Source organism: Bacillus pfraonensis (assembly GCF_050768835.1).
GTDB lineage: Bacteria > Bacillota > Bacilli > Bacillales > Bacillaceae_G > Bacillus_A > Bacillus_A pfraonensis.
Genome location: NZ_JAHCDO010000008.1, coordinates 43,572 through 56,143 on the forward strand (window position 1 = coordinate 43,572; position 12,572 = coordinate 56,143).

Annotated in this window: 10 protein-coding genes and 1 pseudogene; 9 read left to right on the forward strand and 2 right to left on the reverse strand. The window is 33.0% G+C overall.

The genetic code is table 11. The features are described from left to right. Positions 1 to 39: 39 nt before the first annotated feature. From KFD70_RS09070 to KFD70_RS09095, 6 genes are all read left to right on the forward strand, one after another. Positions 40 to 1,632, forward strand: a complete 1,593-nt coding sequence (locus tag KFD70_RS09070) for an ATP-binding protein (protein ID WP_336451703.1) — start codon at positions 40 to 42, stop codon at positions 1,630 to 1,632. Next, complete coding sequence (locus KFD70_RS09075; protein ID WP_431613138.1) at positions 1,622 to 2,320, forward strand: response regulator; 699 nt, start codon at positions 1,622 to 1,624, stop codon at positions 2,318 to 2,320. The genes KFD70_RS09070 and KFD70_RS09075 overlap by 11 nt, the downstream gene beginning before the upstream one ends. Positions 2,321 to 2,433: 113 nt before the next feature. Continuing rightward, positions 2,434 to 3,717: a C4-dicarboxylate transporter DctP gene (dctP, locus tag KFD70_RS09080; RefSeq protein WP_431613139.1), complete on the forward strand. Its 1,284-nt coding sequence runs from the start codon at positions 2,434 to 2,436 to the stop codon at positions 3,715 to 3,717. A 359-nt stretch (positions 3,718 to 4,076) separates the two neighbouring features. Continuing rightward, positions 4,077 to 5,339, forward strand: a complete 1,263-nt coding sequence (locus KFD70_RS09085) for a hypothetical protein (protein ID WP_431613140.1) — start codon at positions 4,077 to 4,079, stop codon at positions 5,337 to 5,339. Positions 5,340 to 5,423: 84 nt separating this feature from the next. Then, complete coding sequence (locus tag KFD70_RS09090; RefSeq protein ID WP_336451444.1) at positions 5,424 to 6,428, forward strand: glycosyltransferase family 2 protein; 1,005 nt, start codon at positions 5,424 to 5,426, stop codon at positions 6,426 to 6,428. 683 nt (positions 6,429 to 7,111) lie between these two features. Further along, a complete protein-coding gene (locus tag KFD70_RS09095) occupies positions 7,112 to 8,557 on the forward strand; it encodes a DEAD/DEAH box helicase (RefSeq protein WP_431613141.1) in 1,446 nt (481 codons plus the stop codon). Positions 8,558 to 8,598: 41 nt separating this feature from the next. Here KFD70_RS09095 and KFD70_RS09100 read toward each other — a convergent pair whose 3' ends face one another. After that, positions 8,599 to 9,159 carry a DUF1836 domain-containing protein gene (locus tag KFD70_RS09100; protein ID WP_431613142.1) on the reverse strand — a complete coding sequence of 187 codons (561 nt, stop codon included), beginning with the start codon at positions 9,157 to 9,159 and terminating at the stop codon, positions 8,599 to 8,601. Positions 9,160 to 9,313: 154 nt separating this feature from the next. On the opposite strand from KFD70_RS09100, the gene trhA reads away from it, so the two are divergent. From trhA to KFD70_RS09115, 3 genes are all read left to right on the forward strand, one after another. Further along, on the forward strand, positions 9,314 to 9,961 hold the full coding sequence (gene trhA / locus KFD70_RS09105; RefSeq protein ID WP_336451447.1) for a PAQR family membrane homeostasis protein TrhA: 648 nt from the start codon (positions 9,314 to 9,316) through the stop codon (positions 9,959 to 9,961). A gap of 430 nt (positions 9,962 to 10,391) precedes the next feature. Then, the gene (locus KFD70_RS09110) at positions 10,392 to 10,979 is read left to right on the forward strand and encodes an AmiS/UreI family transporter (RefSeq protein WP_336451704.1); all 588 of its coding nucleotides are present in this window, start codon (positions 10,392 to 10,394) and stop codon (positions 10,977 to 10,979) included. 135 nt (positions 10,980 to 11,114) lie between these two features. After that, complete coding sequence (locus tag KFD70_RS09115) at positions 11,115 to 11,984, forward strand: NAD-dependent epimerase/dehydratase family protein (protein WP_336451448.1); 870 nt, start codon at positions 11,115 to 11,117, stop codon at positions 11,982 to 11,984. Positions 11,985 to 12,122: 138 nt separating this feature from the next. Here the strand turns inward: KFD70_RS09115 and KFD70_RS09120 are convergent. After that, a pseudogene (locus KFD70_RS09120) lies at positions 12,123 to 12,206 on the reverse strand (superoxide dismutase); the annotation flags it as partial. Between the last annotated feature and the right edge of the window lie 366 nt (positions 12,207 to 12,572).

Below are 12,572 nucleotides of genomic sequence, written 5' to 3' on the forward strand. Positions count from 1 at the left end.
AGATGCTTTTAGGGGAAAGGGGGACGGACAGTGAAACAAATGCCTATCCGCTGGAAAATTACGATTTTATCCTATGCAGTAGTTATTTTTTCGCTATTTATAGGTGGAATTGTTATCATTGCAAATATTCAACAAAAGGAAGAAAAAGAATTAAGAATTAGATCTATGAATACGGCGCGGACGGTAGCAGAGCTGTCAGATGTAAAGAAATCACTTCAGGAAACAACAGGGTGGTTTACATTGAATCCAGCTATTGAAAATATTCGAGTGATTAATGAAACAGAATACATAGTAGTAATGAATATGGAGCGAATTCGATATTCTCATCCTGTAAAAGAAATGATTGGGAGACCATCAAAAGGGACGGACGAAGAACCAGCATTTGCGGAGCATATTTACTTTTCAAAAGCAAAAGGAGAGATAGGTACTGTAATTCGTGCTTTTATGCCTATTAAGGATCAAAATTTAAATCAAATTGGTGTTGTTGTAGTAGGGAACAAAATACCAAACTTTTGGGAAATTATGCTTGGATTAGCAGAAGAGATTACTTTTATTGTTATATTAACTTTAATATTTGGTTTGAGTGGTTCGTTGATGCTTGCCAATCATATTAAAAAACAGATGTTTCAGTTAGAACCTTATGAAATTAAACGAATGTTAGAAGAACGAACAGCAACCTTTCATTCGATTAATGAGGGTGTGATTGCAATTGATAATCAAGAAATTATTACTATTTTTAATGAAAAAGCAAAGCAAGTTTTTCGAGTAGAGGGAAATGTTGTAGGGAAGCCTATTCGTGCAGTTTTAAAGGATACGAGACTTCCAGAAATCGTGGAGAGGAATCGGGCAGTATATAATGAAGAGATAAAAGTAAGTGGAAAGGTAATTTTAAGTAATCGTATACCAATCAAGAAAGATAATGAATTAATTGGTGCTGTGGCAATCTTTCAAGATCGTACTGAAGTTACAAAACTTGCAGAGGAATTAACAGGAGTGAAAACCTTTGTAGAGGCACTGCGTGTACAAAGCCATGAGCATATGAATAAACTTCATACAATAGCAGGTTTAATTCAACTTGGTAAAGCAGATCAGGCATTACAACTTGCTTTCCACACTTCAGAAGAACAGGGTAGTGTAACAAATTTTTTAAATGAAACGATAAAAAATGATGCGATTGCAGGTCTTCTTTTGAGCAAGATAAGCCGCGGAAAGGAATTAGGGATACAAGTTGTAATTGATCAAAATAGTTATTTAGAAGAATTTCCTTATCAATTAGATCAACATGATTTTGTTGTATTACTAGGTAACTTAATTGAAAATGCGTTTGGATCATTTGAACAAACGGATGTAAAGAATAAAAGAATTGATATTAGTATTGAACAGTCTGAAGATGTATGTGCGATATTGATTGAGGATAATGGATGCGGAATAAAAGAAGAGCATTTACCAAAAGTGTATGAGAAAGGGTTTACTGTAAATAAAATTAGCGGGACAGGTTATGGACTTTTCTTAGTAAAGCAAATTATTGAAAAGGGAAGAGGGGAAATTAACATTTCATCTTTTCAAGGTGAAGGAACTTCTTTTATCATTACTTTTCCAATGAAGATGGAGGCGGAATTGTATGAACTATAAAGAGGAGATCAAGGTACTATTAGTGGAAGACGATCCAATGGTTCAAGAAGTAAATAAAGAATTTATTAGAAGCGTAAAGGGATTTCAAGTAGTTGCTGTCGCTAATAATGGTGAGGAGGGAGTCCATCTTGCAAAAAAAATAAATCCAGATCTTGTTATTTTAGATATTTTTATGCCGAAAAAGAATGGTATTAAGGTATTGCAGGAATTTCGAAAACAAGAGTTAGAAACAGATGTAATCGTTGTTTCAGCTGCAAAGGATAGGGAAACAATTAAACTCATGCTTCAAAATGGGGCAATGGATTATATTATTAAGCCTTTTAAGTTATACAGAATTCAGCAAGCTTTAGAAAAGTATCGACAATATAGAATGAGTTTGAAGGAATCCGGGGCAATTTCACAAGAACAACTGGATGTATTATTATATGCTGGACGTTCTAAGAAGAAAGTAAGCAATTTGCCAAAGGGATTAAATGAATTTACATTAAATGAAATTGAGGCGTATGTAAAAAAACAAGATGAATCTCGTTCTGCAGAAGAGGTAGCTAGTGCGATTGGGATAGCTAGAGTTACGGCTCGGCGTTACTTAGATTATTTGGAAAAAGAGGGATTCATTCGTTTGGCAGTACAGTATGGGGGAGTTGGAAGGCCAGTCAATCGTTATGTATATCGTGAAGTAAAAAAGTGAGACCAAAATGACCAAAATATTCGTTATGACCATAAACTTCTCACCTCTTATTGAAAACGCTATCATTATGTAAAAACATAAGGATGAGAAAGCTTTCAAAAAGGAGAGGAGAAATGAAGGTGAAACGATTATTTAAAAATTTAACCTTTCAAGTATTAACAGCTATTGTGCTAGGCGTATTGGTCGGGCTTATGTGGCCAAGTGTTGGGAAGGAAATGAAGCCGATAGGTGATACATTTATTAATGCTGTAAAAATGGTAATCGCACCAATTATTTTTTTAACAATTGTACTTGGTATTGCCAAAATGGGAGATATGAAGAAGGTTGGTAAGGTCGGTGGAAAAGCTTTTATTTACTTTGAGGTTGTGACAACATTCGCACTTATTGTTGGATTAATCGTTGTAAATGTTATGAAACCAGGTTCAGGTCTTAACTTTAATGAACTTGCCAAAGGAGATGTATCTAAATATACACAAGGCGGGGGACAGGGTATTAATTGGATTGATTTTGTTACTCACATCGTCCCTTCTAATATGGTTGATGCGTTTGCTAAGGGTGACATTTTACAAGTGTTATTCTTTTCAATTCTATTTGGGGTAGGTTTAGCTGCGCTTGGTGAAAAAGGAAATTCAGTGATTGATTTCTTAGACAAACTTTCACACGTATTCTTTAAAATTATTGGCTATGTAATGAAAGCCGCTCCGCTTGGTGCGTTTGGAGCAATGGCTTATACAATTGGTCATTTTGGGCTGGCTTCACTCGTACCACTTGGAAAATTGATGATGTCAGTATATATTACGATGTTCCTATTCGTGTTTGTTGTTTTAAATATTATTTGTAAGATATACGGATTTAGCTTATGGAATTATTTAAAGTTTATTCGAGATGAAATATTAATTGTATTAGGAACAAGTTCTTCGGAATCCGTACTTCCGAGAATGATGAATAAGATGGAACGATATGGCTGTTCAAAATCTGTTGTTGGCCTTGTCATTCCGACTGGTTATTCTTTTAATCTGGATGGTACATCTATTTATTTATCCATGGCAGTTGTCTTTTTAGCGCAAGTATTTGGTGTTGATTTAACAATCGGACAGCAAATTACAATTATTTTAGTACTTATGTTAACGTCTAAAGGCGCTGCTGGCGTAACAGGAAGTGGGTTTATTGTATTAGCATCTACGTTAGCGGCACTAAAGGTTATTCCTTTAGAAGGATTAGCATTACTTCTTGGTGTTGATCGTTTTATGAGTGAGGGAAGAGCAATCGTAAACTTAATTGGCAATGGAATTGCTACAATCGTTGTTGCAAAGAGTGAAAATGAATTTGATGAAATGAAGCATGAAGAAGCGGTTTCTAATATGAAAATGCTAAAAGAGACAAGGGAAGCTGTATAAATATCGGAATTATTCTAATGCAAGATAAAGTTTCTTATGTAGATATAATGTAGGGGAATTTAAAGGGATATGAATCTATAAATAAAAAGGGGCTATCTACTCTAGAGAGAAGATAGCCCTTTTTTATTTATTCAAAAAAGTCCAATTGGTTCAACTAATAATTAACGGTAAATGAGGCCAACCCTATCAATTTACATTTTATTTTTAAACATTATTAAGTATGAATAATTAGAATTTATATTATCCCATTTTTTCTTTTGATTGGTAAAAATTGACGGTATTTAAATCGTATGATATCATTTTAAATTGTGATTTTAATTAATAATATCGTGATGAAATATAAAAAAAGGAGGGGAAATATGAATATATTAAGTAGTAGAGAAGGAGGCTTTCGCTTAAAAAATTTAAGTTGGCTTCATTTCTATTTCCTTATATTAATTGTATTTTCGTTTTTAATACGCATATATTTAGCTTCAAACTTACCAGGATTTCTTGGGGATCAAGACTTTTTTGTTAACTGGATGGAAACCGTTGGGAAATACGGTCTAGCCGATGTTTATGGATACGGTTATGGTGTAAATTACCCACCATTCTTTTTAGCGATTTTAGGTATATATGGAAAAGTACTAGCTGCTTTTAATTTACAGGCAGTAGCTGGTGATGTTTTAGTTCGTATACCACCTATTTTATTTGATATGGTGGCTATAATTATCTTGGCTATAGCTTCTAAAAAAATAGAAAATCCTTTTATAAGAGCGATATTGGTAACATTTTTGGCATTAAATCCTGCAGTATTACTAGATGGACCTATTTGGGGTCAAATAGACATGTTACATGCTATACTAATGGTTTGTTCAATATTATTACTTGTTTCTAATCCGCTATTATCTGGTGTTATTTTCGCTATAGCATTACTAGCAAAATTTCAATCTATTGTAATTGCTCCTGTTTTTGCTATTTATTTCCTAAAGGTAATGTGGGAAAAAAGAGAATTTAAACCACTGTTTAAGTATATACTTGGATTTTGTATACCACTATTAATATTTGGGGTTTATTTTGTAGTTCATGGTACATTTTATGATATGTTACAGCAAGGGTATTTAAGTGCAGTAGGAACTTTTCCAACCGTAACTTTAAATGCAATGAATATTTGGTATTATATAATTGGAATCACACCTGATGTAAGTGACTCAATTATTATCTTGCCACATTTAAGTTTAAAGAGGGTTGGATTATTGATTCTAGCTGTAGCAGTATTCTTGGCATGGCTGTATGTTTTCTTTAACCGTAAATGCAGTACAGTGGTGTTATTGAAAGCTTCAACATTTATATGTTTTGCATTTTATATGTTACCTACTCAAATGCATGAGAGATATAGTTTCCCAACATTAATTTTTGTGATATTTGTATTATTATATGATATAAAATGGACAGGCATAACCCTTGGATTAACCTTTGCAATCTCTTTAAATTTAATATTTGTTCTTTATTCACGTGAGAATAATATGGCAATGTTCATAGCAACATTAAACTGTTTTGTATTTTATTCTATGGGTAAAGCGTTATTAAAAGATTATAGTGATAACATAGAATCCTTAATAACCAAATACAACAAAGGATAATTTTATAAGATATGTATTAAAATAAATTTGTATGTCATAAATATAGAGGTTATTTTATGATGTGGAAATAGGTGGATATAAAGAATGAAAGAGCTAATTTCAGTTGTAGTTCCTATGTATTTTGAAGAAGAAGTTGCACAAGAGTGTTATAATCGATTGAAATCTGTTATGGTTCAAAACAATATTAACTATGAATTCATTTTTGTAAATGATGGTAGTACAGACCGTACAATGGATATTTTAAAAGAAATTGCCGCCGGGGATGATCGTGCAAAGGTCGTGAACTTCGCACGTAACTTTGGTCATCAAACCGCTGTAACAGCAGGTATTGACTGTGCAAGTGGAGATGCAATTGTTATTATCGATGCAGATTTACAAGATCCGCCAGAGGTAATTCTTGAACTAATTGCAAAATGGCAAGAAGGCTATGAAGTTGTTTATGCAAAAAGAAAACAACGTAAGGGTGAGACGTGGTTTAAGCTTTTAACAGCAAAATATTTCTATCGTTTCTTAAACTATATGTCTGATATTGATATTCCAAAAGATACAGGTGATTTCCGAATCATTGATCGCAAGGTAGCAGATGTGTTTAAGAAAATGACAGAACGAAATCGATTTGTACGAGGCATGATGTCTTGGATTGGATTCCGTCAAACATATGTAGAGTATGAACGCGAGGAGCGTTTTGCTGGTGAAACAAAATACCCATTAAAGAAAATGATTAAATTTGCATCAGATGGGATTTTTGCTTTCTCTACGAAACCACTAAGAATTGTAATGACACTAGGTTTGTTATCAGTTTTTATTTCCATAGCAGTATTGCTATATTCCTTTGTAATTAAGGTAATTGGGGAAGATATCCAAACAGGTTGGGCATCTATCATGGTAGCTATTACATTCTTCAGTGGTATTCAATTACTAGGGCTCGGTATTGTTGGGCAATATATTGCGCGTATTTATGATGAGAGTAAAAATCGTCCAATTTATATAGTGAAAGAAACAGTGAATATTGAGGAAGAAGATATAAGGATGGCTTATGAGAAAAAAGATAACCTTTCCGAGGAGAAAAGAACTGTAAGCATTTCATAAGTTTAGTATTTATATAGGTTGCCGGAGAAGAGGCTGTTCAACATTATTACGTGTTGAATGGCCTCTTATTTCGTTATTAACGTTAATAATTTTAACAGCACCTTCAGTCCCCTTCTTCAAACAACTCATAAGAGTGTTAAAGGGGGCATTCACTGAAGTTTAGCATATTTTCCGAAAAGAAGTCCCTGCTTCAAACAGATTGTAAGGTTGTTAAGTGGTGGGTAGTTCACTGAGTTATTTGTTGGATATTAGGATTGCTTCCTGAAGTGCATAGGATGATAAACTTCCTTCATAGGGAATCATCATAATATTGGTATGATTAATGTAAGTTGGATGGGTTTTGTAAAGGTTTACTTTTTTAAATCCGTGTATAAATTGTTACTTCTGATACAACATACTCGCTATTTAGTTTTTTAACAGATTGCCCGGAATGGCATATTTAAATTATTCATTAACCTTTTTATTTGTTATACGGATACTCCCTCCTTGAAATCCATTGTAAGGACTTAACTAAAGTTGTGTCCATATAACTATATTAACTTCATTTTTATCAAATGGTGAACATGGCTTTTGATTAGGGACATAATTTCAGTATAATGAAGTGCGAGCAATGATAAATATAATATTTAGATTATGGTTAAATAATAAATAAAAGAAAATACATAACAAAATGAGGTTAGTACATGAGTGGAAAAAGTTTTAAAGAGTATGCATTGAGTAAGGAAATTATAAGAGCACTTACTAGTTTAAAGTATGAGAATCCAACAGAAGTGCAAGGAAAAGTAATTCCAGTTGCACTAGAAAAGAAAGACCTTGTTGTGAAGTCGCAAACTGGAAGTGGAAAGACAGCTTCTTTTGGGATTCCACTTTGTGAAATGGTCAAATGGGAAGAAAATAAGCCGCAAGCATTAATACTTACGCCAACGAGGGAGCTTGCTGTGCAAGTGAAAGAGGACATCACGAATATAGGAAGATTTAAACGAATTAAGGCAACAGCTGTTTACGGAAAATCACCGTTTGCACGACAAAAATTAGAATTAAAGCAAAAAACACATATTGTTGTCGGAACTCCTGGACGCGTGTTAGATCATATTGAAAAAGGTACCCTATGCTTAGAGAAATTAAAGTATTTAGTGATTGATGAGGCAGATGAAATGTTAAATATGGGCTTTATTGATCAAGTAGAGGCAATTATTGATGAATTACCTACAAATCGGATGACAATGTTATTTTCTGCGACATTACCAGAGGACGTTGAGAATTTATCAAGCACATATATGAAATCACCCATCAATATTGAGATAAAGGCATCTGGCATTACGACAGATAAAATTGAACATAGGCTTTTAGAGGTAAGAGAAGAAGAGAAGTTTTCGCTTCTGAAAGATATCACAACTGTCGAAAATCCAGATAGCTGTATTATTTTCTGCCGTACACAAGAAAATGTAGACCATGTATTTAGACAGTTAAAACGTTCTGGTTACCCTTGTGATAAACTTCATGGCGGTATGATACAAGAAGATCGCTTTGCGGTAATGAATGATTTTAAAAGAGGGAAATTCCGTTATTTAGTAGCGACAGATGTGGCAGCGAGAGGAATTGATATTGAAAATATTACCCATGTCATTAACTATGATATTCCATTAGAAAAGGAAAATTATGTACACCGGACAGGAAGGACGGGGCGTGCTGGTAATAGTGGGAAAGCAATTACATTTGTAACGCCATATGAAGAGAGATTTCTAGCAGAAATTGAAGAATATATTGGTTTTGAAATTCAGAAAATAGAAGCTCCGTCAAAAGAGGGTGTTGCAAAGAAAAAGGCAGCCTTTGAAGAGAAAATAAACACGAAACCAATTATGAAAAAAGAGAAAAGTGCAGGTTTAAATAAAGATATTATGAAGTTGTACTTTAATGGTGGAAAGAAAAAGAAGATTCGTGCAGTAGATTTTGTCGGTACGATTGCTAAAATTCCAGGTGTCACAGCGGATGATATAGGAATTATTACGATACAAGATAATGTTTCTTATGTTGATATATTAAATGGTAAAGGTCCACTTGTTTTAAAAGTAATGAAAAATACAACGATAAAAGGTAAGCGGTTAAAGGTTCATGAGGCAATTAAGTAAAAGAACTACCCACTCTAACAAGTGGGTAGTTTTTTTTATGGTTAAGATTCTTTCAAGTCATCAACTAATTTCTCTGCCAAACGTCTATACATATTGCTCATTGTTACAAATGAAGTTAGCAGTAAAAATTTTTCTAACTCTTTATCTTTACATGAAGCAACAGTGGTTACTTCAGCTACTCGGTTATCTACATCCCTTTTAAAATTCTCAACATTTGTTTCTGTAAGTTCAAGATAATCCTTATAGAGGGTATCTAGCTCGAAAGTATCCTCGTTTATTAGTCTCTCGTTGAGGTTCGCTAAAGAACTTTTAATATCATTAATTGAGAGAGCTCCTTTCAATTGATAAATTAAACTAATTAAAATCATATGTTCTCTTGAGTATTTCTTATTTTTTATAGGGATAAATAATTTTCCCTTTGCGTAGTTATTAATCATTGTTTTTGTAAGTACTTTTTCATCTTCTGTTCGTGTTGTATCACCGTAGTTATTTTCAAATAATTGAACCACTTGATCTACGTATAAATCTACATTAGGGATATCTTCAAGTGTAATATTTTTTTCTAAGTGTAGTGTTTCGAGTAAGTTCTGTATGTTTTCCATATAAACCCTCACCTTTATAAGAATAATGTACAATTTATCTTTAAATATGGTATTACGAAACAAATAAAATGTAAATGTTGACCTCTAGGTGAATTGTATATATAATTACATGTAGTTATTAAAACTACATGTAATTATATAAGGGGTTGTTAATATGAATGCTTATGTAAGAGAACCGGTTAATGCGTTTACCCATCTAGGAGGCGCTATTTTATCATTTATTGCTTTGCTAGCTATGCTTGTTAAGGTCTCTGTAAAAATGCCATCTGTTTCTACAATTTCAGCTGTTATTCTATTTGGAGTAGGGATGATGGTACTTTATGCAGCTTCGGCCGTGTACCACAGTGTTGTAGCAAGCGAGCGTGTTATTTATTTCTTTAGAAAACTGGATCATTCGATGATTTTCATCTTAATTGCAGGCACATATGCACCTTTTTGTTTAATTACATTAGAATATGCAAATGGTTTATTATTATTTGGGTTAGTGTATGTAACTGCTTTGTGTGGTATTATTTTTAAAATGTTTTGGTTTAACTGTCCAAGGTGGTTATCAACAGCAATTTATCTTATGATGGGATGGTTAATTGTTTTATTTTTCCCACCATTATCGGAAAATCTAAGTATAGAGGGTATTTTATTTTTAGTACTTGGTGGTGTTTTTTACACGATTGGTGGATTTATTTATGGAGCTAAACCAAAATGGTTAGAATTTAAATATATGGGGCATCATGAAATTTTTCATATTTTTGTGTTATTAGGTAGTCTGGCTCACTTTGTATGTGTATATTGTTATGTAATTTAAGAAAAAATGAATATATTCTATCTATATAAGGACTACATATCGTGAGATATGTGGTCTTTTTAATAGAAATAGGTTTTGACTTTGTTTACATAATTTTCCTCATTTATTTTTTGGAGTAATACTGTTATGATGATGTTATCGTTTTCAAGGTAAGTGTTATAGTAGGAGAATCTATTTGTTTCATCGAAAGAGATACATTTTATTGAAAGCGTTTTAAATATTGTTGGATTATATTTATATTTTGTATTATTTCAACTTTAGAAGTAGGAAGTCTGACTTATTTTTCACGAAATATAGAGGCACAAGTTATTGATATATTACTTTGATTTTATGTATTCCGTTCAAAATAAGAAGAAGAATACTACTAATATAATTTTATGATATGAGGAGGATAGTTTGTGGAAAGGAGGGACTTTTCACATCAAAATATATGGGTTATGTTGGATTATTACTTTCAGGTGCAGCACTATTTTTAAATAGCCTTGTTATATTAGGGAAGGCAGAAGAAAAAAGTGCGGGTGTTTTTAACTTATTTGTAGGGGTGCTACAAATTGTAATTCCGTTTTATCTCATTATGATTTCCGATCAAAGTAACTGGACGGTGTATTCATATGCAGCTACGTTTCTATTTGGCTTGACGTATTTATATGTGGGTATCACCTTTATTACAGGAATGAGTGGTAATGGGCTAGGATGGTTTTGTTTATGGGTGGCCATTGTTGCATTATTTTATATGGTTGTGTCATTTGTTCAATTTCAAGACATTGTTAACGCACTGACTTGGTTTATGTGGGCGCTTCTTTGGTACTTATTCTTTGTACTAAATGTACAAAAAAAGAATATAAATCAATATCTTGGCAGAATAGCATTTGTACAATCATGGGTAACGCTTACGCTTCCTTCTCTTCTTTATTTCATGGGGGTATGGGGAACTCCGGTGGCATATCAGATATGGACTTATGTCTCAGTACTTTCTGTTTTATATTTTTGCTACTGCATTTTTAAATATCGAGTATGATAATTGTTTTGATTTGAGAAGCAGGGAATCCATAAGGAGACTCCCTGCTTTTTACATACATTAACGAGTATAATAAAGATAACACGTAGTAATTCAGTCATCATAAGAAATTAAAATAATTAGGGAATGGTGAATATGAAAAAGGTATTAGTACTAGGCGGAACTAGATTTTTTGGAAAACGATTAGTTGAAAGCCTTTTGGAAGCCGGAAATGATGTGACAATTGCAACGCGAGGAATTACGAAAGATTCGTTTGGCAGTGCTGTTAAAAGGATTGTTGTAGATCGAGAAGATGAAGGGGCACTTCAGGAAGCGTTAGTAGGGGAAAGTTATGAAGTTGTATATGATAACCTATGCTATAGTCCTAATGCAGCGAAAATTATAGGAAATGTACTGCATAATAAAGTAAAGAAGTATATCGTTATATCCTCAATGGCTGTATATGAACCAGCGCTATCTTTAAAAGAAGAGGATTTCAATCCATATCAGTATCCGATTGTTTATGGAGATAGGAAAGATTTTTCTTACAGTGAAGGAAAAAGATTAGCAGAGGCCGTTTTATTTAAATATGCAACATTTCCTGTAATTGTAGTACGTTTTCCGGTTGTTATTGGTGAAAATGATTATACAAAGAGACTGCAATTTTATGTTGAAAATATTGTAATGGAAAAGTCTTTTGTAGTAGAGGATATAGAAGGAGAAATGTCTTTTATCCATGAAAAAGAGGCAGGAGAGTTTCTAGCTTGGCTAAGTACGATAGATGTAAGTGGCACAATTAACGCATGTAGTAATGGCGTTATTTCCATGAGAGAAGTTATCCGTTTTGTAGAAGAGAATACAGGAAGGAAAGCTTGTATCGGAGCGAAGGGAGAGAACATGGCTCCGTATAATGGAATGACAAATTGTACGATAGATAATACGAGAGCGAAAGAGCTAGGATTTCAGTTTAAAGAATTAAAGGTAGATATACATAATATATTGAAAAACTATATTGAAGTAATTTGATGTTTGTTCATAAATCCCCCGGTGGCAATCCGGGGGATTTTGGAGGATTTCGACGATACTACTTTTATATTACCAAATTTACCTTCTACGCATAATTAATGTTTTTGTGATTGAATTGCTTGTAAATACTTTTCATTGATGAAGTACCAAAGTATCACTATCAATATATGGTTCTAGCTCATCATAGTTATATGAAAGTTTAGGCACATAAAATGAAGACATATGGTTCACCTCCTTTTTTAAAAAAGTTGCATAAGGTGAAAATAATTTACCTAACACAAAATTACACCTATTTTTTCCATAAGTCAACAATAAAACGTATAATTATATTAATCTTCTGAAAATATGAACTGTAATGGAAAAGGTATATAAAGCCACTTTGATCTTTTGATATATAAGTCGTTGCTATGAAGAAAAAGGTGAACTGCACTCGTTTTTTCTTTCTGTTTTCACTTGGCGTGGAGTAGGAAGATGTTCTGATCACCTCTATGCATGACCGAATGCTCTCTTCTGCCTAAAAAGAAAGGGTTTATGCTGTTTTTTAGTTGCTTTTATATAGACCATCTTCTAAAGGTTTGTTACTACACT